This is a genomic window from Arthrobacter sp. NPDC080073 (assembly GCF_040686575.1).
Classification (GTDB): Bacteria; Actinomycetota; Actinomycetes; order Actinomycetales; family Micrococcaceae; genus Arthrobacter.
Genome location: NZ_JBFBKR010000004.1, coordinates 58,072 through 80,890 on the forward strand (window position 1 = coordinate 58,072; position 22,819 = coordinate 80,890).

At 62.9% G+C, this 22,819-nt stretch carries 20 protein-coding genes; 9 read left to right on the top strand and 11 right to left on the bottom strand.

Going from position 1 to position 22,819, the window contains the following annotated elements:
- Positions 1 to 168 precede the first annotated feature (168 nt).
- The 8 genes from AB0O52_RS06295 to glmS form a co-directional block, all read right to left on the bottom strand.
- The gene (locus AB0O52_RS06295) at positions 169 to 1,254 is read right to left on the bottom strand and encodes an inositol-3-phosphate synthase (RefSeq protein ID WP_364534961.1); all 1,086 of its coding nucleotides are present in this window, start codon (positions 1,252 to 1,254) and stop codon (positions 169 to 171) included.
- 165 nt (positions 1,255 to 1,419) lie between these two features.
- Positions 1,420 to 2,457 carry an L-glyceraldehyde 3-phosphate reductase gene (mgrA, locus tag AB0O52_RS06300; protein ID WP_364534964.1) on the bottom strand — a complete coding sequence of 346 codons (1,038 nt, stop codon included), beginning with the start codon at positions 2,455 to 2,457 and terminating at the stop codon, positions 1,420 to 1,422.
- Positions 2,458 to 2,551: 94 nt separating this feature from the next.
- Positions 2,552 to 4,309, bottom strand: coding sequence for a malto-oligosyltrehalose trehalohydrolase (treZ, locus tag AB0O52_RS06305; RefSeq protein ID WP_364534966.1), 1,758 nt, complete (start codon positions 4,307 to 4,309; stop codon positions 2,552 to 2,554).
- 59 nt (positions 4,310 to 4,368) lie between these two features.
- Positions 4,369 to 6,687: a malto-oligosyltrehalose synthase gene (treY, locus tag AB0O52_RS06310; protein WP_364534969.1), complete on the bottom strand. Its 2,319-nt coding sequence runs from the start codon at positions 6,685 to 6,687 to the stop codon at positions 4,369 to 4,371.
- Positions 6,684 to 9,044: a glycogen debranching protein GlgX gene (glgX, locus tag AB0O52_RS06315; protein ID WP_364534972.1), complete on the bottom strand. Its 2,361-nt coding sequence runs from the start codon at positions 9,042 to 9,044 to the stop codon at positions 6,684 to 6,686. Before glgX ends, treY begins: the two co-directional genes overlap by 4 nt.
- Positions 9,045 to 9,118: 74 nt before the next feature.
- Positions 9,119 to 10,663, bottom strand: coding sequence for an NAD(P)H-hydrate epimerase (locus AB0O52_RS06320; RefSeq protein ID WP_364534975.1), 1,545 nt, complete (start codon positions 10,661 to 10,663; stop codon positions 9,119 to 9,121).
- Positions 10,664 to 10,677: 14 nt separating this feature from the next.
- The gene (locus tag AB0O52_RS06325; protein ID WP_364534977.1) at positions 10,678 to 11,025 is read right to left on the bottom strand and encodes a holo-ACP synthase; all 348 of its coding nucleotides are present in this window, start codon (positions 11,023 to 11,025) and stop codon (positions 10,678 to 10,680) included.
- 4 nt (positions 11,026 to 11,029) lie between these two features.
- Positions 11,030 to 12,922, bottom strand: coding sequence for a glutamine--fructose-6-phosphate transaminase (isomerizing) (glmS, locus tag AB0O52_RS06330; RefSeq protein ID WP_364534980.1), 1,893 nt, complete (start codon positions 12,920 to 12,922; stop codon positions 11,030 to 11,032).
- 134 nt (positions 12,923 to 13,056) lie between these two features.
- On the opposite strand from glmS, the gene coaA reads away from it, so the two are divergent.
- The 3 genes from coaA (at position 13,057) to AB0O52_RS06345 (ending at position 15,086) form a co-directional block, all read left to right on the top strand.
- Positions 13,057 to 14,067, top strand: a complete 1,011-nt coding sequence (gene coaA, locus AB0O52_RS06335; RefSeq protein ID WP_364534983.1) for a type I pantothenate kinase — start codon at positions 13,057 to 13,059, stop codon at positions 14,065 to 14,067.
- A 68-nt stretch (positions 14,068 to 14,135) separates the two neighbouring features.
- On the top strand, positions 14,136 to 14,933 hold the full coding sequence (locus AB0O52_RS06340; protein ID WP_364534986.1) for a M15 family metallopeptidase: 798 nt from the start codon (positions 14,136 to 14,138) through the stop codon (positions 14,931 to 14,933).
- A gap of 3 nt (positions 14,934 to 14,936) precedes the next feature.
- Complete coding sequence (locus AB0O52_RS06345) at positions 14,937 to 15,086, top strand: hypothetical protein (protein WP_364534988.1); 150 nt, start codon at positions 14,937 to 14,939, stop codon at positions 15,084 to 15,086.
- Positions 15,087 to 15,138: 52 nt separating this feature from the next.
- On the opposite strand, the gene glmM is transcribed toward AB0O52_RS06345, so the two are convergent.
- Positions 15,139 to 16,503: a phosphoglucosamine mutase gene (glmM, locus tag AB0O52_RS06350; protein ID WP_364534991.1), complete on the bottom strand. Its 1,365-nt coding sequence runs from the start codon at positions 16,501 to 16,503 to the stop codon at positions 15,139 to 15,141.
- Between the two features lie 158 nt (positions 16,504 to 16,661).
- On the opposite strand from glmM, the gene AB0O52_RS06355 reads away from it, so the two are divergent.
- A complete protein-coding gene (locus AB0O52_RS06355; protein WP_364534994.1) occupies positions 16,662 to 17,891 on the top strand; it encodes a bifunctional glycosyltransferase family 2/GtrA family protein in 1,230 nt (409 codons plus the stop codon).
- Positions 17,892 to 18,031: 140 nt separating this feature from the next.
- A complete protein-coding gene (locus AB0O52_RS06360; protein ID WP_364534997.1) occupies positions 18,032 to 19,807 on the top strand; it encodes a glycosyltransferase family 39 protein in 1,776 nt (591 codons plus the stop codon).
- A gap of 120 nt (positions 19,808 to 19,927) precedes the next feature.
- Here the strand turns inward: AB0O52_RS06360 and rpsI are convergent, their stop codons facing one another.
- Both rpsI and rplM read right to left on the bottom strand, forming a co-directional pair.
- Complete coding sequence (gene rpsI, locus AB0O52_RS06365) at positions 19,928 to 20,434, bottom strand: 30S ribosomal protein S9 (protein ID WP_364535000.1); 507 nt, start codon at positions 20,432 to 20,434, stop codon at positions 19,928 to 19,930.
- Positions 20,435 to 20,470: 36 nt separating this feature from the next.
- Positions 20,471 to 20,914 carry a 50S ribosomal protein L13 gene (gene rplM / locus AB0O52_RS06370; protein ID WP_024817563.1) on the bottom strand — a complete coding sequence of 148 codons (444 nt, stop codon included), beginning with the start codon at positions 20,912 to 20,914 and terminating at the stop codon, positions 20,471 to 20,473.
- 295 nt (positions 20,915 to 21,209) lie between these two features.
- Between rplM and AB0O52_RS06375 the strand changes: the two genes are divergently transcribed.
- From AB0O52_RS06375 to AB0O52_RS06390, 4 genes are all read left to right on the top strand, one after another.
- Entirely contained in the window at positions 21,210 to 21,863 is a 654-nt protein-coding gene (locus AB0O52_RS06375) for a prepilin peptidase (RefSeq protein ID WP_364535003.1), read from the top strand.
- A 268-nt stretch (positions 21,864 to 22,131) separates the two neighbouring features.
- Entirely contained in the window at positions 22,132 to 22,326 is a 195-nt protein-coding gene (locus tag AB0O52_RS06380) for a Flp family type IVb pilin (RefSeq protein WP_364535006.1), read from the top strand.
- Positions 22,323 to 22,508: a Flp family type IVb pilin gene (locus tag AB0O52_RS06385; RefSeq protein WP_364535009.1), complete on the top strand. Its 186-nt coding sequence runs from the start codon at positions 22,323 to 22,325 to the stop codon at positions 22,506 to 22,508. Before AB0O52_RS06380 ends, AB0O52_RS06385 begins: the two co-directional genes overlap by 4 nt.
- 105 nt (positions 22,509 to 22,613) lie before the next feature.
- A complete protein-coding gene (locus AB0O52_RS06390) occupies positions 22,614 to 22,817 on the top strand; it encodes a Flp family type IVb pilin (protein WP_364535012.1) in 204 nt (67 codons plus the stop codon).
- Positions 22,818 to 22,819 lie beyond the last annotated feature (2 nt).

Below are 22,819 nucleotides of genomic sequence, written 5' to 3' on the forward strand. Positions count from 1 at the left end.
AAACGACGGACGCCCGCTCACTTGTAAGTGAGCGAGCGTCCAGCCAAAACCCGATATAAGTGAGCGAGCGTCCACCCAAAACCCCACACAAGTGAGCGAGCGTCCGGGCCAGGCCGGGCAGCCGGGCGGCCGGGAAGGGCAGCCAGTCCGGCAGGCCGGAAGCGGGCGCTAGCGCTCGACGTCGCCGCGGATGAAGGCCTCGACCTTTTCGCGGGCGAGGTCGTCGTTGAACTGCTCCGGCGGGGACTTCATGAAGTAGCTGGAAGCGGACAGCAGCGGGCCGCCGATGCCTCGGTCCAGGCCGATTTTGGCGGCGCGGATGGCGTCGATGATCACGCCGGCGGAGTTCGGGGAGTCCCAGACCTCAAGCTTGTACTCGAGCGACACCGGGGCGTCGCCGAAGTTGCGGCCTTCGAGGCGGACGAACGCCCATTTGCGGTCATCGAGCCAGGCGACGTAGTCGGAGGGGCCGATGTGGACGTCGTCGGCGTGGAGCTTGGCTTCGACGTTGGAGGTTACGGCCTGGGTCTTGGAGATCTTCTTGGATTCCAGGCGGTCGCGCTCGAGCATGTTCTTGAAGTCCATGTTGCCGCCGACGTTCAGCTGGTACGTGCGGTCCAGGGTGACGCCGCGGTCTTCGAAGAGCTTGGCCATGACGCGGTGTGTGATGGTGGCACCGATCTGGCTCTTGATGTCATCGCCGACGATCGGCACGCCAGCCGCGGTGAACTTGTCGGCCCATTCCTTCGTGCCTGCAATGAAGACCGGCAGGGCGTTGACGAAGGCAACACCGGCGTCGATGGCGCACTGGGCGTAGAAGTGCGCGGCTTCCTCCGAACCGACCGGCAGGTAGCAGACCATGACGTCGGCCTTGGCCTCGCGCAGTGCGGCGACGATGTCCACTGCGTCTTCCGGAGCCTCGACAATGGTCTCGCGGTAGTACTTGCCCAGTCCGTCCAGGGTGTGGCCGCGCTGCACGGTCACGCCGGTGGATGGGACATCGGCGATCTTGATGGTGTTGTTCTCGCTGGCTCCGATGGCGTCAGCGAGGTCGAGGCCGACCTTCTTGCTGTCGACGTCGAAGGCAGCGACGAACTGGACGTCATTGACGTGGTACTTGCCGAACTCAACATGCATCAGACCCGGAATCGTGGCCTGGGGGTCGGCATCGCGATAGTAGTGGACACCTTGGACCAGCGAAGCGGCGCAGTTACCTACGCCGACAATGGCGACACGAATCGGATGTGAAGACACGGAACTCCTTCGAGAACTAACCTCAGGTACCTAGCGCGTCCGTACCTGGATGTACGACGGCGTCTTAAAGGCACAGCGCCATTCGGCGCTCTTTGCATTGTAGCCAACCTGAACGGGGCCGGCTTTGTTCCCGGCCGGCCCCGCAAGTGTATTAAGTTTCGGAATCTACTTCTGCGCCCACAGATTGATGTCCGATTCGACGGCGAACTCGTCGATGGCAGTCAGTTCCTCTGACGTGAAGTCAAGGTTGTTGATCGCGGACACGGTGTCCTCCAGCTGCGCGACACTTGACGCGCCCACCAAGGCCGATGTCACAGGCGAACCCTTGGGCTGCTCGCGCAGGATCCAGGCGATAGCCATCTGGGCGAGGGTTTGGCCGCGTCCTTCGGCAATGGCGTTCAAACCACGCACCCGGCTCAGCTTTTCCTCGGTCAGCGCTGATTGGGACAAGAACCGTTCCTTGGCGGCGCGCGAGTCCGCGGGAATGCCGTTCAGGTAACGGTCGGTGAGCATCCCCTGTGCCAGCGGGGAGAAGGCGATGGATCCTGCGCCAACCTGGTCAAGCGTTTCGTAGAGGTTCGGCGAACCGTTCTCGGTCCAGCGGTTCAGCATGGCATAGCTGGGCTGGTGGATGAGAAGCGGCGTGCCCATCTCCTTGAGAATCCGGGCGGCCTCGAGGGTCTGCTCGGGGGTGTAGGACGAGATTCCTGCATAGAGCGCCTTGCCGGAACGGACTGCGTGGTCCAGGGCGCCCATGGTCTCTTCCAGCGGGGTTTCGGGATCGGGACGGTGGCTGTAGAAGATGTCCACGTAGTCCAGTCCCATGCGCTGAAGCGACTGGTCCAGGCTGGAGAGCAGGTACTTGCGGGAGCCCCATTCTCCATACGGGCCGGGCCACATGTAGTAACCGGCCTTGGTCGAAATGACGAGCTCGTCGCGGTACGGCTTGAAGTCGTCCTTCAGGTGCCGGCCGAAGTTCGTCTCAGCCGATCCGTCCGGCGGCCCATAGTTGTTGGCAAGGTCGAAGTGGTTGACTCCCAGATCAAAGGCCCGCCGCAGGATGGCGCGCTGCTCTTCGAAGCGCTTGTCGTCGCCGAAGTTGTGCCATAGTCCCAACGAGATCGCGGGAAGTTTGAGGCCGCTGCGTCCGACGCGGCGGTAGGGCATGGTTTCATAGCGGTTTTCCGCAGCCGAATAAGTCATACCTACCATCCTGCCACCGCCTCCCAGCCTCGAAGGCCGGTGTCCGTCATGTGGGCGCGGTCACTTCGGGCGCGCCGTCACTTCAGGCGCACGGTCACTTCAGGCGCACGACGGCGGCACTCTCCCCCGGGAGCGTCAGCTTTCCGTTCCCGACGGCGGCCGCGGAGTCCGTTGCGAGCAAGACTTCGCCATCCATGTCCTTCGTCAGGGTCCGGTCCCCGAAGTTGCAGGCTACCCTCACCGCGCCCCTGCCAAGAACCAGCCACTTGTCCTCTTCGCTGAAGTCGACATGGGTGTCCGTGAACCCGCCGCCCGCAAGCTCCGGCGTCGAGCGCCTGAGGTTCGCCAACGCCCGGTAAAGGTCCAGCAACCGGGCGTGATCGCCGTCGTGCGCCTCCTCCCACTTGAGCTTGGAGCGTTCAAACGTCTCCGGGTCCTGGGGGTTGGGCACCAGTGCGGGGTCCCAGCCCATCCGTTCGAATTCCTTGAGCCGGCCTTTTGCTGTGGCCTCGGCCAGCCATTCCTCCGGGTGCGATGTGAAAAACTGCCAGGGTGTGGACGCGCCGAATTCTTCGCCCATGAAGAGCATCGGGGTGAACGGCGAGGTCATGGTCAGTACGGCGGCCAGCGCCAGCCTGCCGTAAGACAGGCTCGAACTCAGGCGGTCCCCGGCGGCGCGGTTGCCGATTTGGTCGTGGTTTTGGTTGCAGACCACCAAAGCGGCAGGATGGACCAGCCCCGGGCGAATGGGGCGGCCGTGATGCCTGCCGCGGAAGCTTGAGTAGCTCCCGTCATGGAAGAAACCGTGTTCGAGTACCTTTGCCAGCGCACCCAGGGAATCGAAATCCGCGTAGTAGCCGGTTGTTTCCCCGGTGAGGTTCACGTGCACGGCGTGGTGGAAATCGTCGCTCCACTGCCCTTCCAGGCCGTAGCCATTGGTGTCCCGGCGGTAGATGAGGCGGGGATTATTCAGGTCCGATTCCGCGATCAAGGTCTTGGGGATGCCTGTTTCGGCTTCGATGCCGTCCGCGAGGCTGGCCAGGTCTTCCAGGATATGGACGGCCCGCTCATCGCGGAGGGCGTGTACGGCGTCGAGGCGCAGCCCGTCCACGTGGAAGTCGCTCAACCACATGGCCGCGTTGTCCAGGATGTACTGGCGGACGTCGTCGGAGCCGGGGCCGTCCAGATTCACGGAGTCGCCCCATGTGTTGCCTTCGCCGGACTTCAGGTAGGGACCGAATTTCGGCAGGTAGTTCCCGCTCGGCCCCAGATGGTTGTAGACCACATCCTGGATCACACCTAGTCCGGCAGCGTGCGCGGCGTCCACGAATCGCTGATAGGCCTCCGGTCCCCCGTAGGCCTCGTGGACGGCGAACCACAGCACGCCGTCGTACCCCCAGTTGTGGTGACCGTTGAAGGCATTGACCGGCAGGAGCTCCACGAAGTCGATTCCCAATTCAACGAGGTAGTCCAGTTTCTCCACGGCCGCGTCCAGCGTGCCCTCCGGAGTGAAGGTGCCAAGGTGAAGCTCGTAGATGACCGCGCCGCCGAGCCCGCGCCCCGCCCACTCCGAGTCGTTCCACGCATAGGACGAGGCATCGAAGGTGCGGGAAAGACCATGCACCCCGCCCGGTTGCCGTTGCGACCTCGGATCCGGGAAGGGACCCTCACCATTCACCAGATAGCCGTAGTCGGTCCCGGCCCGCCAGGGTACGTCCGCCGTCCACCAGCCCGCCGCGCCGTCGTCGTGCGACCGCATTTCGTGGTGCTGACCTTCCGCGAGCAGAGTCACGGACTCTGCAAACGGAGCCCACACATCGAACTGTTTCTTCGCGCTGGTCTTCTCAGCCATCGCTCCCCCTCAATCGTCTCGTCCGGGCTTTCGTTTGCCCGCCGTTGTTGGTGCTCTGGCTAGCTAATGGGTACGAGCAAGGCCACTGGGTATCTCTGCAGAAGCCTTGCGACGTCAACCTCGCCGGGAGGGTAGCTGTTGCCTGTGAGCTCGTCCTGGACCGCGCTCCCAAGACGAATAAAGGTGTCCATCCACCCGCCGTTCCGTTCAAGCTTCCGCGGGAGCCTCGTGGCCAAAGTGATCGCACCGCCGCCGGCGGCAAGGACGCCACGGTCGAAGGCGATGAGGTGTTCGGCCGCGGGACCCTGGGCGTCGATGGGACTGTAGCCACCGAAAAGCTCCGGCCGGTCCCGGCGCAGGCGCAGTGCACGGGAAGTCAGCAGCAGCTTGGCCAACTCGTCCCGCGCCTCAGTCTGGGCACCGGCGTCGAGGGCTGCGAGAGCGGCCCTGCGCCGTTCGAAGTCGACGGCGCGCCGGTTGTCGGGATCAGTGAGTGAACGGTCCCAGAACTCTGTGCCCTGGTAGACGTCCGGTACGCCCGGCATGGTCAGTTGGACAATCTTTGCCGACAGTGAGTTGGACGTCCCATACGGGTCGACAAGGGCAACGAACTCCTCCAGGGCGGCCGTCACCTCCGGCACATCGAAGACGGCGTCGACGGCGGAGGCGAGCTTCGCTTCGAAGCCCTCGTTCGGCTCGGTCCAGTTGGTGGAGTTGCCGGCTTCTCGTGCCGCTTTGACGACGTAACCCTGGAGGCGTTCACGGCTGGCCGGCCAGGCACCCGCGATGGCTTGCCATACGAGGACAGCGAGTGGCCCGTCGGGGATCGGTGCCAGGTCCTGCATCTGGTCCACGAACGCTTCCCATTCGGGGACCGCCTCGGAGATAACGGAAATCCTGGCCCGGGTGTCTTCGCTGCGCTTGGTGTCGTGCGTGGTGAGGGTGGTCATGGACAGCGGCAGCAGTGCCTGGCGGCGTGCCATGCGCTCGTGGAATCCAGCCGTGGACAAGGAGAATTCCGTGGGATCCGCTCCCACTTCGGTCAGCGTGCCAAGGCGCGTGTAGCGGAAGAACGCGGTGTCTTCCACGCCCTTGGCCATGACCATGCCGGAGGTCTGCTGGAAGCGCCGGCCCAGTTCACTGCCGGCGTCGAGCAGCAGCGGAAGCAGCGCCTTGAGGACCTGAGCAAGCTCCGGCCTGGTCCGGGCTGCCCGTTCAACGGCCTCTACCAAGGCGTCTTTGCCATACGGCAGATAGCTCCGGTAGACGTGAAACGAAGCGATGGTTTCAGCGAGGGCGTCGGCCACCTCTTGATTGGGTAGCTCCGGAGACTCCGGGACGAGCCGCGCGAGCCGCAGGACTTCCGAATGCAGGATGCCGTCCGTGATGCGCCGCTTGGTGCCGTGGATCATGGCCTGGTAGTCGGCGGCGGAGCCGGTGCCCCGGAGCCTGGCATCCAAGGCGTCAAGCTGCGCCTCGGCGTCGGGATCCACGAAAAGGCGGTCGACGTCGGCGAGGGCGTCGTAGCCTGTGGTCCCCTCGCAATCGAAGTTCTCCGGAAGCTCCTCCCCCGGCTCCAGGATCTTCTCGACAAGCAGATAGGAGCCACCCGTGGTTTCCTTCAGGCGTTCCAGGTACCCGGCCGGGTCCGCGAGCCCGTCGGGGTGATCGATCCTCAGTCCGTCAACGAGCCCGTCACGGAACCATCGGGCGATCTCCGCGTGGGCTTCCTGGAAGACCCAGGGAATTTCGACCCGGATCCCGGCGAGCGTGCTGACCGCGAAGAACCGGCGGTAATTCAGCTCGTTGTCGGCCCGGCGCCAGCCAACCAGCTCGTAGTGCTGGCGCGCATGGACGTCCCTGGCGTTGTCACCGCTGGTGTAGCTTCCTTCGGCCAGCGGGAAGCGGTGGTCAAAGTAGCGCAATTCGCCGTCGACCACTTCCAGCTTGTCGACGTCTGCGTCGCTGCCGAGGACCGGGAGCCGGAGCTTTCCGCCGCCGAAGTCCCAGTCGACGTCGAACGCTTCCGCATAGCGAGAGGCTTTGCCCTCTTTGAGGAGGGACCACCACCAGGCATTTTGCGGGGGCGACGCGACGCCCATGTGATTCGGGACGATATCCACCAGGACCCCGAGTCCGGCCTCCCGTGCCGCCTTGGAGAGCGCGGCGAGTCCTTCGGCCCCGCCGCGGGAAGCATCAACGGTGGAGGGGTCGGTGACGTCGTAACCGTGTTCCGAGCCCTCCTCCGCCGTCAGGATGGGCGACAAGTACACCCAGTCCACCCCGAGCTCGCGCAGATAACCCGTGAGGGCAGCCGCGTCCTGGAGCGTGAACGAGGGCCTGATCTGGAGCCTGTATGTGGAGAGGGGTGTCCTCATGATCCTCCGTCCTTGTGGGTGCGCGGCTTTCTGGGCTTCTTCGGCGCAGCGGCAGGTTTGGTTTCGGGGGCGGCCTTCGTCTCCGGGGAATGGTGCTTTTTCGGTTCAGGCTCGGTTTCCGGCACAACCTGGCGCTTCCGGGTGGAGGGTGGCGGCGTGGCTGGCGCGGTTAGGGAAGCCGTTTCGGCGGTGGTTGTCTGCGACAACGCGGCGAGGGATGCGGCCACCGAGTGATCGGGTTCCGTGTCCGGGAGGCTGTGTGCCCGCAATACGACGAGCGACTTGGCCTCGACACCGAGGACTGCTTCCGCCGGCACGAGTTCGGTGTCGGCACCGCCGCCCGCGGTGTCGATGATGATGTCCCAGGCGGGTGCGTACTCGTCCGAGGGCACCTTGAAACCGACTTCCTCGTCGTGGGCATTGAAGTAGAGCAGGAAGTTGACGTCCGTGATGCGCCGTCCCTGGTTGTCCCGGCCGCGTATCCCGTCGCCGTTGAGGAAGACGCCCACGGAGCGGCCGAAAGCGCTGTCCCAGTCCGACGGCGTCATGGTGCTTCCATCGACGTCAAGCCATACGATGTCCGGAAGCCTCTCGCCTTCGCCGCGCAGCACCGGGCGGCCGTCGAAGAAGCGGCTCCGGCGGAAGGTGGGGTGCTTGGCGCGCAGAGCGCTGACCGCGGCCGTGAACTCGACGAGGGGCTGGTCCACGCTGTCCCAGTTGATCCAGGTCAGCTCGGAGTCCTGGCAGTAGCCGTTGTTGTTGCCCCGCTGCGTCCGGCCCAGCTCGTCACCGTGCAGCAGCATCGGGACACCCTGGGACAGAAGCATCGAGGCGATGAAGTTCCGCTGCTGGCGGGCACGAAGGCCCAGGACCTTGGGATCCTCCGTGGGCCCCTCGACGCCGCAGTTCCAGGAGCGGTTGTGGGATTCGCCGTCGTTGTTGCCCTCGCCGTTCGCCTCGTTGTGCTTCTCGTTGTAGGACACCAGGTCAGCCAGCGTGAAGCCGTCGTGGGCGGTGACGAAGTTGATGGAAGCCACCGGGCGGCGGCCGGAGTGCTCGTAAAGGTCCGCCGACCCGGTCAACCGGGACGCGAACTCGCCCAGGGTGGACGGCTCGCCGCGCCAGAAGTCGCGGACGGTATCCCGGTACTGGCCGTTCCATTCCGTCCACTGCGGCGGGAAATTGCCCACCTGGTAGCCGCCCGGACCGACGTCCCACGGCTCGGCGATCAGCTTGACCTGCGAAACCACCGGATCCTGCTGAATGAGTTCGAAGAAGGTCGACAGTTTGTCCACGTCATAGAACTCCCGGGCCAGGGTGGAGGCGAGGTCGAAGCGGAAGCCGTCCACATGCATTTCGGTGACCCAGTACCGCAGGGAATCCATCAGCAGCTGCAGCGAATGCGGGCTGCGCACGTTCAATGAGTTGCCGGTCCCCGTGTAGTCCATGTAGTGCTTGAGATCGCCCTCCATCAGACGGTAGTACGCGGAGTTGTCGATGCCCTTGAAGGACAGCGTCGGGCCAAGGTGGTTGCCTTCGGCGGTGTGGTTGTACACGACGTCGAGAATGACCTCGATGCCTGCCGTGTGCAACGTCCTGACCATGGCCTTGAAGTCCTGGACCTGCTGGCCGGTGTCGCCCTTGGAGCTGTAGCTGTTGTGCGGGGCAAAGAACCCGATCGTGTTGTAGCCCCAGTAGTTGTTCAACCCCTTGTCCTGCAGGATGCCGTCATTGACGAATTGATGGACGGGCATGAGTTCGATGGCCGTCACCCCGAGCTTCTGCAGATGGGAAATCACGGCCGGGTGGGCCACGCCGGCGTACGTGCCGCGCTGCTCCTCCGGAACCTCGGGGTGGAGCTGGGTCAGGCCCTTGACGTGCGCCTCGTAGATCACGGAGCGGTGGTACGGGATGCGCAGCTGCTGGTCGCCGGCCCAGTCGAAGAACGGGTTGATGACCACGCCCAACATCATGTGCGGCGCCGAATCCTTGTCGTTCCGGGAATCCGGATCCCCCATGTTGTAAGAGAAGAGCGCCGGGTCCCAGTCGATCTGCCGGTGGACGGCCTTGGCGTAAGGGTCCAGGAGGAGCTTGTTGGGATTGAAGCGCTGCCCGGCGGCAGGGTCATACGGACCGTGCACGCGGTAGCCATACTTCTGTCCGGGCTGGACGTGCGGCAGGTAGCAATGCCATACATAGCCGTCCACCTCGTTGACCGTGTAGGAAATTTCGTCCCCGTCGTCGTCAAAGAGACACAATTCCACCTTTTCCGCCTTCTCGCTGAACAGCGCGAAGTTGGTTCCCGTGCCATCGAAAGTGGCCCCCAACGGGTATGCGCTTCCTGGCCAAACGTCCATGTGTTCTCCTTCAATTGCCGGATAACTTTCTGCCAGCCTAGCGAGACTATGTGACTTTCAAGGAACATCCGGGATCATCCGGCGCGATGTTCACCGAGAAATCGGAAGACGCCCGGGACCGCCCGGGCGATATCGGAAGCGGCCAATGGCCCACCCGCCGAGGCTGCGCTGCCCGCCATTCCGTGGATGCTGGCGCCGACGGCGGCTACCGCTGCCCAGCGCTCATCGGGGGCGATTCCCAGCGCGGCGAACGGCCCGTCGTCGTCCAGCCCGGATTCCGCGTAGGCCGCAGCCAGCGCGCCGACTATCCCGCCAAGGACGTCCCCACTGCCTGCCGTTGACATCCACGGGCATCCGTCCGATTGGCTGAAGACCGCCCCGGAGGGCGAAGCAACCACCGTTGTGGCACCTTTGAGCAGGACGACGGCACCGGTGTGCTCGGCCGCAAGCCGGGCGAAGTGCACGGCTCGCGATTCCACGTCCTCGCGCGTGACGCGCACTTCGCCTCGGCCAAGAAGTGCCGCGAGTTCCCCGGCGTGCGGGGTGAGAATCCAGTTCGGCGGGCAGCGTTCCGGCAGGAGCTCCAAGGCTCCGGCGTCGACGACGGCGGGCTGGCCGGCGCCGGCCGCCGCGTCCAATACGTCGCGGGCACGGTCGAGTTGCCCGGCTCCGTCCAGGCCAGGACCGAGCAACCACGCCTGGACCCTGCCGGGCTCGGCCGGCTCCCAGATGGCTTCGGGCGTTCGTGCCAGGACCTGCCGCGCCACGACTTCCGGGCCGAGGTACCGCACCATTCCCGCACCGGCCGCGGAGGCGGCCTCGACACAGAGCACCGCGGCTCCGGTGTAGCGCTCGGAACCTGCCACGACGCCGAGGACTCCCCTGGTGTACTTTTGGGCCCGGCGCCCCGGGTCCGGCAGGACGGCGGCCAGGTCGGGGGCGGAGAAGCGGCGCAGCGCAGGTGCCGGAAGATACTCCTCGATGCCGATAGGTACGAGCAACACCTTGCCGGCACAGCCCTCACCCGGATCGGCCATCAGTCCGGCTTTGAATCCCCCGAATGCCACGGTCAGCCGCGCCGTCAATACGGGCCAGTGGACCTCGCCTGTGTCGGCGTCCACTCCGCTGGGGATATCGCAGGCCACAACAAATTGGGGCCTTAGCTCCTCCAAGGCAGCAATCAATTCCGCGGCAGGGCCGCCAAGGCCGCCCCGGGCACCCGTGCCCAGGATCGCGTCAATGACCACGTCGTCGCCGGCAGTCAGCACGGCTAGTTCTTCGGGGTTGTCCTCGTCCAAAACATGGACGCGTCCGCCGGCAGCCCCGAAAGCCGCGAGCGCGTCAGGATGCGCGGAACCGGCGGTGAGTACCGCCGTCGTGCGCATGCCACGCCTCGCGAGCATTGCCGCGGCGTAAAGGCCGTCCCCGCCGTTGTTGCCTTTGCCCGCCAGCACCGTAATGCTCGAGCCGTAAAGGCTGCGGCCTGCCGAGCGGAGTTCACGCACGACGGCGTTTGCCAGCCCGTGTGCCGCGCGTTGCATGAGAACAGCGCCTTCGCCCGTATCGAGGAGCGGTTGTTCCGCTGCCCTGATTTGTGTTCCGGTGAAGGCGCTGATCATGGTTGCTTGCGCTGCTAGGCTTCCGCGATGACCATGGCAGTGGCGATTCCGCCATCGTGGCTCATGGACACGTGCCAGCGCTTCACGCCGATGGACTCGGCAACAGCCAGTACGGTGCCCTTCACTTGGATAGTGGGGCCGTTCTGGTCCAGGCCGATCCAGCAGTCCTGCCAGTTCATGCCCGCTGGAGCTCCGAGGACCTTGGCCACTGCTTCCTTGGCCGCGAAACGGGCGGCCAAGGACCGCGTGTTGAGTTCGCGCTCCGCGGGAACGAACAAACGGTCACGAAGGCCCGGGGTCCGTTCAAGTTGGCGCCCGAAACGCTCTATGTCTACGACGTCTACGCCTATGCCAACAATCATGCGGCTATTCTACGGTCACGCTCTTGGCCAGGTTGCGCGGCTGGTCCACGTCGTACCCCTTGGCTTTGGCCAGCTCTGCGGCAAAAATCTGCAGCGGAACCGTCGTGAGAAGCGGCATCAGGAGCGTAGGCGTCTGAGGGACGTAGAAAACGTGCTCGGCATAAGCCCGCACTGCTTCGTCGCCTTCCTCGGCGATCACCAGGGTGCGCGCACCGCGGGCGCGGATTTCCTGGATGTTGCTGACCACCTTCGCATGGAGGGAATCGCGGCCCCGCGGCGACGGAACCACCACAAAGACGGGCTGCCCCTCGTCGATCAGAGCAATCGGACCGTGCTTGAGCTCACCGGCGGCGAACCCTTCAGCGTGGATGTACGCGATTTCCTTGAGCTTCAACGCGCCCTCGAGTGCCACCGGGAAGCCCACGTGGCGGCCCAGGAAGAGCACCGACTTCTCGTCCTTCATGCTGCGGGCGAGCTCGCGGAGGGGGCCTGCGTTGTCGAGGATCTTCTGGATGTGTGCGGGTATTTTGCCAAGGTCCGCCAGGACGTCCTTGATCTGGCCGGAGAAGATATTCCCGCGAAGCTGGGCCAGGTAGAGACCAAGGAGATAAGCGGCGGTGATCTGGGCCAGGAACGCCTTGGTGGAGGCGACTGCGATTTCCGGACCGGCGTGGGTGTAGAGAACGGCGTCGGATTCGCGCGGGATGGTGGATCCGTTGGTGTTGCAGATAGAGATCGTCTTGGCGCCCTGCTCACGGGCGTAACGGACGGCCATCAGCGTGTCCATGGTTTCGCCGGACTGGCTGATGGACACCACCAGTGTGTTCGCGTCTACTATCGGATCGCGGTAGCGGAATTCGTGCGCGAGCTCCACCTCGGTGGGGATGCGGCACCAGTTCTCGATGGCGTACTTGGCGACCATTCCGGCGTATGCGGCCGTGCCACAAGCCAGAACGATGATCTTGTTGACCTGCTTCAGCAGCGCGGGGTCGATCCGGAGCTCGCTCAAGGTCAGCTGGCCGTTAATGTCCGAGCGGCCGAGGAGGGTCTGGGTGACTGCGTCGGGCTGGTCGTGGATTTCCTTTTCCATGAAAGAGCTGAAGCCGCCCTTTTCCGCCGAAGCCGGGTCCCAGTCAACGTGGTATTCCTTGCCCTTGGCGGGGGCCCCGAAGAAGTCTGTGATCTCCACGGTGTCGGCGGTGATGGTGACGATCTGGTCCTGGCCCAGCTCGACGGCGCGGCGCGTGTGGTCGATGAAACCGGAGACGTCGGATCCAAGGAAGTTCTCGCCTTCGCCCAGTCCTACGACAAGGGGGGAGTTGCGACGGGCGGCGACCACCACGTCCGGCCGCTCTGCGTGCACGGCGAGGAGCGTGAACGCGCCTTCGAGCCGCTGGCAGGCAAGCTGCATCGCTTTGGTGAGCTTGCCGTTGGATGAGTCACCGTTGAGCTGGTTGCGGAAAATATCGCCCAGAAGTGCTGCCGCTACCTCGGTGTCCGTCTCCGATTCGAAAGTGACACCCTTCGCGATGAGCTCCTGCTTGAGCTCGGCGAAGTTTTCAATGATTCCGTTGTGGATCATGGCCAGTCGTCCGCCGTCGGCCAGATGCGGATGGGCGTTCTGGTCGGTGGGTCCGCCGTGGGTGGCCCAACGGGTGTGGCCGATGCCCGTCAGCGAGTCCGGGAGCGGATTGTCCTCGAGCTCGTTCAGTAGATTGCTCAGTTTTCCGGACTTCTTCCGGGCTGTGATGGTTCCATGAGCCACCACTGCAACTCCGGCTGAATCATAACCCCGGTATTCGAGCCTCCGGAGTCCTTCAAGCACGACATCGAGGGCTGAGTGCCCGGCATCTGCCCGGCGGGATGAATTGCCAACGTAACCTACGATTCCACACATGCCTACTAGAGTAGCGGTAGCCCCGCGGAACGGACGTAGGATATCCGGGCCCGCAAGCAGGCCAGACCGCGGAATATGCCGGATCGCGTACCTTTTCCGGAGAGCGTCCTCACACAAAAATCTGCCCGCCGTTCATGCTGTATTTCCGGATCAGCCACCAGAGGGGCAGAATCTCTATAGTGACTTTGCAACGCAATGAAGCGAACGGCGACAGCTCCTCTCCGTTCGTGGAGCTGGACAGGCAGACGTGGTCCCGGCTGGCGGCACAGATGGAGCAGCCGCTTAACGAAGAGGACATCATTCGGCTTCGCGGCCTCGGTGATCCCCTGGACATGAAGGAAATCCGGGAGGTCTACCTGCCGCTCTCCCGCTTGTTGCACCTCTATGTCCAGGCATCACAACAGCTTCATGCAGCCACAACCACCTTCCTTGGCGAGCAGACCCAGCGCACGCCCTTCGTGATCGGCGTCGCAGGTTCGGTAGCTGTCGGCAAGTCCACTATCGCCCGCGTGCTGCGCGAAATGCTCCGCCGCTGGCCCGGCACCCCGAACGTCGAACTCATCACCACCGACGGTTTCCTGTACCCGCTCGCTGAGTTGAAGCGCCGGCATTTGCTCGAACGCAAGGGCTTTCCGGAATCCTACGACCGCCGGGCCTTGCTTCGATTCGTGAGTGCGATCAAGGGGGGCGCCGAAGAGGTCCGCGCTCCTTGGTATTCGCACGTCACCTACGACATCGTCCCGGACAAGGAAGTGGTGGTCCGGCGGCCTGACGTCCTCATCGTCGAGGGCCTCAACGTGTTGGCACCCGCCCGTCCCCGGCAGGACGGCCGGCAAGGCCTGGCCCTGAGCGACTTCTTTGACTTCTCCATTTACGTTGACGCCAAGACCTCATACATCGAAGACTGGTACGTGGACCGTTTCCGCAAGCTTCGAACCACTGCGTTCGCCCAGCCCGAATCCTACTTCCACCGTTACGCGACGCTCTCCGACGCCGAAGCGGAAGCTACCGCACGCGGCATTTGGAAGCGCATCAACGAACCCAACCTTGAGGAAAACGTGCTTCCTACCCGCGGCCGGGCGCAACTTGTCCTCACCAAGGACGCGGACCATTCCATCCGCCGCATGCTGCTCCGAAAGGTCTAGCACGGATGTGCCAGAACCGTGCCCCCAGCCGAAGGTCGTTCGCGACGCTACTCGCGGCAGGTGCGGGAATGGCTGCCTTGGCGGCCTGCACGCCGGATGGCCGGGCCGCGTCGCCCACGGCCGCACCGCCCCCCTCGGGTCCCCAAACCGCGACGCCGACGCCGACAGTAGCGGCCACGACGGCGGCGCCCTCCGGAGCGGCGAGCGGGCCGCCGTCGGGCGCACCGCCGTCGAAGGCTCCGCCCTCAGCGGTTCTGTCCCGACAGTTTTCCCTGAGCGACCCCGCGAGCCAGTGGGTCATCGTCAATAAGCACCGGCCACTGAGCCCCTTGCAGTTTGTCCCTGCCGACTTGGCACAGCCCCGCGTGCAACTCGCGGTCAGCGGCGAGGCGTCCCTGCTCAACAGCACCACCGCCGGAGCAGCCGAAAAGCTCTTTGCCGCGGCCGCGTCGGCCGGAGTCACAATGACCTTGGCCTCTGGATACCGTTCCTTCCAGACCCAGACCGCCACGTACAACGGCTATGTGAGCACGCGCGGCCAGGCCTCGGCGGACACGGCCTCCGCGCGTCCCGGCTTCTCGGAGCACCAGACCGGATGGGCATTCGATATCGGCGACGGCGGCGGGGCGTGCAGCTTCGAGCCTTGCTTCGCCGATCAGCCAGCTGCCGTTTGGGCCAAGGCCAACGCGTACAAGTACGGATTTGTTGTCAGGTACCCGTGGATGCTCAATGAAATCACCGGCTATTACTACGAGCCGTGGCATTTGCGGTTTATCGGGGTTGAGGCTGCAACGGATATGGCCAACCGTGGTATCCGCACCCTCGAGGAGTACTTTGGGCTCGAACCGGCGCCAGGCTACCCCTAGCGGTTGATTAACCAAGGAGACCTGAACTACCTCATCGAGCGCCGGAACGCCAAGTTAGGCATCTCGGAAGAAGAGCCGGCTGCCGATCCCACCATCACGCTCCTCACCGAGATCCGCGACTCACCTGCTCCAACGGTAGGCATTTTGAAATAACTGTGGCCCGCCTCCTCACGGAGACGGGCCACAGTTGTTTGGTTTTTGGGACCTATACCGCCAGCTCGCGCGGAATGGCGAGGCGGTCTTCGACGACGCCGGCAAGTTCAGTGCATATGCGGGTGGCGGTTTCCATGTCCGCCGCCTCCACCATCACACGCACCAGCGCTTCGGTGCCCGATGGCCGCAGGAGCACCCGGCCGGTGTCACCAAGTTCGTGTTCGGCGGCGGCCACCGCAGCGGCGACGCCTTCATCCGTGGCGGCACGTGACTTGTCCACGCCCTTCACGTTGATCATGAGTTGCGGCAGCTTGGTCATGACGCGGGCAAGGTCTTGGAGGGTCCGGCCCGTGCCGGCCACCTGGGCGGCAATCTGCAGACCGGTCAGGACACCGTCGCCTGTAGTGGCGTAATCGGAGAAGATCACGTGGCCCGACTGCTCTCCCCCAAGGCTGAAGCCGCCTTCGCGCATTGCCTCCAGGACGTACCGGTCCCCCACCGCGGTCTCGCGGAGCGTGATTCCAGCCTCGCGCAAGGCGATCTTGAGTCCGAGGTTGCTCATCACGGTGGCTACCAGGACGTCGTCCTTCAGTTTTCCGGACTTCTTCAACGCGAGGGCCAGAATCGCCATGATCTGGTCACCGTCAACCTCGTTGCCTTCGTGGTCCACGGCCAGGCAGCGGTCGGCGTCGCCGTCGTGCGCAATGCCAAAGTCCGCACCGTGCTTGACGACCGCTTCCTTGAGCTGGCCAAGGTGGGTGGAACCGACGCCGTCGTTGATGTTCAGACCGTCGGGTTCGGCACCGATCACCACAACTTCGGCGCCGGCGCTGGCGAAGACCTGCGGGGAACAACCGCTGGCTGCGCCGTGGGCGCAGTCCAGGACAACCTTGAGACCTTCGAGGCGGTGCGGCAGGGTGCCGAGCAAGTGGACGATGTAGCGGTCCTCGGCGTCCGAGAAGCGCTGGATGCGGCCGACGTCGCCGCCCACAGGACGTGAAGGTTCCTTGCCGAGTTGGGCCTCGATTGCGTCCTCCACCTCGTCCGGGAGCTTCTGGCCGCCGCGGGCAAAGAACTTGATGCCGTTGTCCGGTGCAGGGTTGTGCGAGGCCGAGATCATCACCCCGAAATCGGCATCGAGATCGGCGATGAGGTAGGCCGCCGCTGGCGTAGGCAGCACCCCGGCGTCGTAGACGTCAATGCCGGAGCTTGAAAGTCCGGCTTCCACCGCTGCAGCGATAAACTCCCCGCTGGCGCGGGGATCCCGGGCCACCACGGCGCGGGGCCGCTTTCCGTCGGCTGCACGTTCGTGGCCAAGGACCACCGCAGCTGCTTGGGCCAACTGAAGAGCAAGCTCCGCGGTGAGCAATCCATTGGCGAGACCACGCACGCCATCTGTTCCAAATAATCTAGCCATCGCGTCCCAGTCTAGACGACGGTTGCAGGGGTCGAAGGAACGAGTCCCGGAGCCCTTTGATACCCCTTCAGCCGCGCGATCGCTAGAGTGGAACTACTTGACTTGCGCTTTCTGCTCCACTCTAGTAATGCACCTTAACAAGAATCTACGATTGCCGCATGACACCTAGCTCTGGGGGCTTGGCGCTCGAAATAATTGTCCCCGTTTTCAACGAGTCCGCCATACTCGAAAGAAGCATTTACCGGCTTGTCGACTATCTTTCCCGGGAATTGTTGTACAGCTGGAAAATCACGATCGCAGACAACGCGAGCACTGACGCGACCGGTCTAATTGCGCGGAAGCTCGCTGATGAGGTTCCGAATGTCAGTTATCGGCGCCTTGAGACTAAGGGGCGGGGATTCGCGCTCCGCGACGCCTGGACATCGTCTGAAGCCAAAGTTCTGGCATATGTAGACGTCGACCTCTCAACCGATTTGGCGGCTTTGCCGCCGCTCATCGCTCCCCTGCTTTCCGGACACTCGGATGTCAGCATCGGCACCCGGCTTGGCCGCACATCCAGGGTGGTCAGGGGCCCCAAACGGGAATTCATCTCCCGGAGCTACAACCTGATTCTTAAACGGACAATGCAGGTCCAGTTTTCCGATGCCCAGTGTGGTTTTAAGGCTGTCAGGGCGGAAGTCGCGCATCGGCTGCTTCCTTATGTGGAGGACAACTGCTGGTTCTTCGACACCGAGCTGTTGATCCTGGCCGAGCGGGCAGGGCTTCGAATCCACGAGATTCCAGTTGACTGGATCGACGATCCAGACAGCAGGGTGGATATCCGCCAAACGGCCGTCGACGATGTCAAGGGCCTCGTACGCGTCGCCGGTTCCATGATGAAGGGAAATATCCCTTTGCAAGCGATATACGCGGAGCTCGGGCGAGGACCTATCGCCACGCCAACCCGCCCAAGCTTTTTCGGCCAAGTGATACGTTTCGGAATCGTCGGCGCGTTCTCCACTCTCGCTTTTGCTTTGCTGTATCTGCTATTCCAAGGCCCGTTTGGCCCACAGCAGGGAAACTTCCTGGCCCTCTTACTCACGGCCATCGCAAACACGGCCGCCAACCGCCGCTTCACCTTCAGGATCCACGGACCCGTGCGGCAGTTCACCCAACAGTTTCAAGGCCTGGTGGTTTTCCTGGTCGCCTGGGGGATCACTTCATCTTCCCTGCTATTGCTACATGCCATTCACCCGGACGCATCGCCCAGCACTGAGCTTTTGGTCCTGACCTGCGCAAACATATTCGCCACTCTTGTCCGCTTCGTCCTGCTCCGTATCTGGGTCTTCCGGGTTCGGCAGTCGGAGGAACGGCGCGGCGTGGCCACCATTAAGCAGCTGGCAGTTTGAGCAACAAAACCAGCCGACTTCCCGGACAATTAGCTCCGGATGCCGTCATCGGAGACCGTTCCCAGGTCATTCGGGAGTGGTTTCGTGGGAATCCCCTGAGTCCTGCCTGGCAGCGGCCGGCTCTATTGAGCCTTCTTGCTTTGGCGTCACTCCTCTATGTGTGGGGACTCGACCGAAACGGTTGGGCAAACTCCTACTACTCGGCCGCCGCCATGGCCGGTTCGGAAGATTGGACAGCTTTTTTCTACGGTTCCTCAGACCCGGGAAATGCAATAACCGTTGACAAGCCTCCACTGTCACTGTGGATCATGTCCCTCTCCGTGCGGATTTTCGGCCTCAACTCATGGAGCATCCTCCTGCCGCAAGCTCTGATGGGAGTACTCAGCGTCTATTTGCTGTATCGGATGGTGACGAAGCGGACCGACCCAGCAACTGGCTTGCTCGCAGGACTTTTCTTCGCGGTTACCCCCGTGGCCACCGTCATGTTCAGGTACAACAACCCGGATGCGCTGCTGACTCTGCTCATGATCGGGACGGCCTTCGCGACCCTCGAGTCAATCGACCAGGGGAAGCTGCGCTGGTTGCTCATTGCAGGCGCCCTCGTCGGCGCAGGGTTCCTAGCCAAACAACTTCAGATCCTGCTCATCCTGCCCGCCGTGGGAGTAAGTTACCTCGCCTTTTCGCGCGCCCCGATCATCAGGAGGTTCATGCATCTAGGTGCGGCGTTCTTCGTGGCGGCACTCATCGGCGGCTGGTGGTTCATGCTCGTTCAGCTAGCAGATCCGTCCTCTCGGCCTTTTATTGGAGGCACAAGGGCCAACAGCGTCGTGGAACTCACGGTTGGGTACAACGGCCTCGATCGTCTGACCGGCGAGGCCGCCGTTCGAACGATGACTCCTGGAAGTTCGGACGACCTCGCCGCCGGGTTCCAGCGATTTCTGGAACCCCAATTTACCGGTCAATTCGGATGGTTACTGCCGCTGGCCCTGGCCGGAATCTGCATCGCTGTATGGACCTTGTGGAAGCGCATCGACGGAACGCCCAGGCGCGCTGTGCTGCTTCTGTGCGCGATCTGGTTTGCTACTTCCGCGACAGTCGTTGCTTTCATGTCCGGGATTGTCCACCCCTACTACTCACTCGTGGCCGTACCACCATTGAGTTGTCTGGCCGCCTTTGGGTTCATTCACCTCGTGCGGCTTCGGAGACGCTGGAAACCGCGCCTCGGACTCGGAATAGCCTTGCTCGTTTGCGTGATAATTGCGTATGTCGCAGCGGTACGTTCAACCAGCGATTTCCCGTGGTTTCCGCAGGCGCTTCTGATCCTGGGGTCGGTATCCATCGCAGTCGTACTTGTCCCAGCGGCGGCCCGCAGTATCCGGTGGATCTCCGTGGCGGTGCCCCTGGTGAGCCTGTTGGCGGGGCCCGTGCTGTGGTCAGTCAATACGACTTTGAGCCCACACGTCGGCGCCGCCGTAATGGCGGGCCCAAGCATCCTGGTCACACGCACAGACAGCCCAGACCGGCGACAATTACCTTCCAACATGCCCCCGAAGCTTTGGGTTCTGTCCTATGGCGACATTCCTGTTCCCGGAATCATCGACCGCATGCGACCGAGCCCGGCAAATGTCACTTGGCCGGCAGCCATCGTGGGTTCTGAATCCGCAGCGAACTACCAACTGGCCAGCGGGAGGGCCGTTATACCGTTAGGGGGCTTCGACGGAACTGACCCATTTCCGACGCTTGAACAGTTCGAAGAATTCGTCGCCGTCGGCCGCATCGGGTCTGTGGTGATCCAGGACCTGCCAACGACCTTGGAAAGCAGTCATGGAGAAGCCGCGCGAATAGTCGACTGGGTGAGCACCCATTTCAAGGCAGAAACCATCGATGGAGCGCAGTATTACGACCTTCGGCCCTAACTGCTCAATTGACGTCGTCCGCCAACGACAGAGGCCCGCCCCACCAAAATGGCGGAACGGGCCTTTGAGGGGCCCCGTGGTGTTGTCGCGTCAGCGGCAACACCACGGGTAGGCGCATTTTTAGCGCTTGGAGTACTGCTGAGCCTTGCGTGCCTTCTTGAGACCAGCCTTCTTACGCTCGATGACGCGTGCGTCACGGGTCAGGAAGCCGGCCTTCTTCAGGGTGGCGCGGTTGTTCTCGACGTCGATCTCGTTCAGCGAGCGAGCAACACCGAGGCGCAGAGCACCGGCCTGGCCGGAGGGGCCACCGCCGTGGATGCGGGCGATGACGTCGTAGGCGCCTTCAAGATCAAGGATCTTGAAGGGTTCGTTGACGTCCTGCTGGTGCAGCTTGTTCGGGAAGTAGTTCGACAGCTCACGGCCGTTGATGATCCACTTGCCGGAGCCGGGTACAACACGAACGCGTGCAACGGCTTCCTTGCGGCGGCCAACAGCAGCGCCGGCAACGGTCAGTGCCGGGCGCTCTTTCTTCGGCGCGGCTTCGGCAGCCGAGCTTTCAGAGGTGTAGCTGATAAGGGTTTCCTCGGCCTCGACGGCTTCGGCGGTCAGTTCTTCGTTCTGAGCCACGATTCTCCTTGATTAAAAGTTGTTTGGTGGCCAGGACTACTGGGCGACCTGGGTGATTTCGAAAGTCTTGGGCTGCTGGGCTGCGTGGGGGTGCTCTGCACCACGGTAAACCTTGAGCTTGCCCAGCTGCTGTGCGGCGAGGGAGTTCTTCGGGAGCATGCCCTTGATGGCCTTCTCCACAGCGCGGACCGGGTTGGATTCCAGCAGTTCCGCGTAGTTGACGGAGGTCAGGCCGCCCGGGTAGCCGGAGTGGCGGTATGCGCGCTTCTGCTCCAGCTTGGCGCCGGTCAGGGCGACCTTTTCAGCGTTGATGATGATGACGAAGTCGCCCATGTCCATGTGGGACGCAAAGGTCGGCTTGTGCTTTCCGCGCAGCAGTGTTGCGGTCTGGCTGGCAAGACGACCAAGGACAACGTCGGTGGCATCGATGACGTGCCACTGGCGGTTGATATCGCCGGGCTTCGGGGTGTACGTACGCACGGTTTTGCCTCGTTCTTGTTCTGGCGTTCATGTTTTAGGCGGCACGCTTGAAGCGTGTGCCTACTAGGTATGCGTTACCGGAGCAGAGGTGAGGGCTCTATGTACCAGTCATCCCGAAGTCCCGATATGCCTGTCGAGTTAACGATCCTGCAACTGGATCCCCAAGCGGGCATGTGTCATCGAGAAAGGACACGCACAACGACTATCAACAATAGCGGCAACGAGCGTCAGGGTCAAAATAGGCTGGCAACCAGCGTGAACAACCGAGGCCCATTCTGAGCTCCTAGGAGATGCCATGACAGCAACTGCCGCCCAGCCCTTGCTTGTGGCCGCCCTCGGGCTCCTGGGGCTGCTCACGAGCCCTCTGGCGGAGGTTCTGATCACCCGGTCCCTGCCGCGGCTCGGCGGGCTCCCCTCCCTCGTTATCCGGATCACGACGGCGGTGGCTACCGCCGCGTTGTTTGCCCTCCTGGCGCTCCGGTTTGGTTTCTCACCGCCCCTCCCTGCCTATCTCCTCCTCGCAGTGCTCGCGGTGCAACTGTCACGCGTCGACGTGGTGCACCATTTGCTTCCAAACCCGCTGGTCCTGTTGCTGCTAGCGGCCGGCATCGGTCTGTTAACTATGTCGGCCGTGCTCGTTCCGGACTGGTCTGGACTGCTGCGCGCAGCTGCCGGCGCCGTCATTTTGTTCCTCGGGTACTTAATTCTTGGACTAATTTCTCCTGGCGCCCTGGGAATGGGCGATGTGAAGCTCTCGGCACCACTCGGAATGTACTTGGGCTACTTGGGTTGGAGCCACGTGTTCTACGGGGGCCTGCTGGGCTTCGTGGTGGGCGGGGTGATGACGGTGCTGGTGTTACTAGTGAAGCGCGGAATCAAGCCGAGTGAAGTGGCTCACGGGCCTGCCATGTTTGCCGCTGCCATTGGAGTGGTTCTTCTCGTTCGGTGAGGCTCAGTTGCACGCCACAGCCTCCCCATAAAGCCCACGAGCCCCATTCCCGGGCCACTTAGGTAGTAGCTAGGCAGAAAAACCGAGTACCTGCGACCCGTACTTCGAGTAGTCGAAGCCACTCGCTCTGAGAAAGACGAGTACCACTACGCATTGTTTGTTAACCCTCCCAAGCGCAATTCTTGTCCTATCGAAATCCGATCGCTAAACGGGATATGTGAGCGGCAGGAATTCGTAGACAAATTCACTTATCTGGGAAGGTTTTCCAATGTCAACTCTCATGATTCACACCCTCGCATTCATCGCCGGCGTAAAAGACCGGCTCTCTTCCGAAAAGGGCGCAACGGCCGTTGAATACGGTTTGCTGGTCGCACTGATTGCCGCGGTTATCGTCGGCATCGTTGCAACACTTGGCGGGCAAATCAACACCGCGTTCACCACGATCTCAAACAAGCTGCCGTGAAGCTCCAGGCGATCTCCTTTCTCGCAACGGCCAAGAACCGGCTTGAATCTGAGAAAGGAGCTACTGCGGTCGAGTACGGCTTGCTCGTGGCACTGATCGCCGCGGTAATCGTCGGAATAGTTGCAACGCTCGGCGGGCAAGTCAACACAGCCTTCACCACAATTTCAGGCTACCTTCCGTGAAAATGCCCAGGGGCGGGGTGGAACAGTTCGAGCGTCTGCTCGGCTGGTGCCGGCCCCGCCCCTGGACATTTTCGTTTCGGTAATCACTCTCGTCAAGGAGCGGTTGTGAAAGGTCTCAAGTTTCAGGTAAGCACTCTCTCATCACGGCTGAGGAAAATCCTCGGGGCCGCAGGTGACTCCGAAACCGGGGCGAGCGCCGTCGAGTACAGCATTCTGGTCGTGTTCATCGCCACCGCCATAGTCGCAATCGTTGGCGTCCTTGGCCTTCAACTCGTACCCGGATTTCAACAAGTTGCGGCCGGGCTGTGATG

Bases quoted from the DNA above. Each gene is read 5' to 3' on its own strand.
- mgrA (WP_364534964.1), bottom strand. From the start codon at position 2,457: ATGACTTATTCGGCTGCGGAAAACCGCTATGAAACCATGCCCTACCGC.
- AB0O52_RS06325 (WP_364534977.1), bottom strand. From the start codon at position 11,025: ATGATTGTTGGCATAGGCGTAGACGTCGTAGACATAGAGCGTTTCGGG.
- treY (WP_364534969.1), bottom strand. From the start codon at position 6,687: ATGAGGACACCCCTCTCCACATACAGGCTCCAGATCAGGCCCTCGTTC.
- AB0O52_RS06320 (WP_364534975.1), bottom strand. From the start codon at position 10,663: ATGATCAGCGCCTTCACCGGAACACAAATCAGGGCAGCGGAACAACCG.
- glmM (WP_364534991.1), bottom strand. From the start codon at position 16,503: ATGGCTAGATTATTTGGAACAGATGGCGTGCGTGGTCTCGCCAATGGA.
- AB0O52_RS06380 (WP_364535006.1), top strand. From the start codon at position 22,132: ATGTCAACTCTCATGATTCACACCCTCGCATTCATCGCCGGCGTAAAA.
- AB0O52_RS06355 (WP_364534994.1), top strand. From the start codon at position 16,662: ATGACACCTAGCTCTGGGGGCTTGGCGCTCGAAATAATTGTCCCCGTT.
- treZ (WP_364534966.1), bottom strand. From the start codon at position 4,309: ATGGCTGAGAAGACCAGCGCGAAGAAACAGTTCGATGTGTGGGCTCCG.
- coaA (WP_364534983.1), top strand. From the start codon at position 13,057: ATGCTGTATTTCCGGATCAGCCACCAGAGGGGCAGAATCTCTATAGTG.
- AB0O52_RS06340 (WP_364534986.1), top strand. From the start codon at position 14,136: ATGGCTGCCTTGGCGGCCTGCACGCCGGATGGCCGGGCCGCGTCGCCC.
- glgX (WP_364534972.1), bottom strand. From the start codon at position 9,044: ATGGACGTTTGGCCAGGAAGCGCATACCCGTTGGGGGCCACTTTCGAT.
- AB0O52_RS06375 (WP_364535003.1), top strand. From the start codon at position 21,210: ATGACAGCAACTGCCGCCCAGCCCTTGCTTGTGGCCGCCCTCGGGCTC.
- glmS (WP_364534980.1), bottom strand. From the start codon at position 12,922: ATGTGTGGAATCGTAGGTTACGTTGGCAATTCATCCCGCCGGGCAGAT.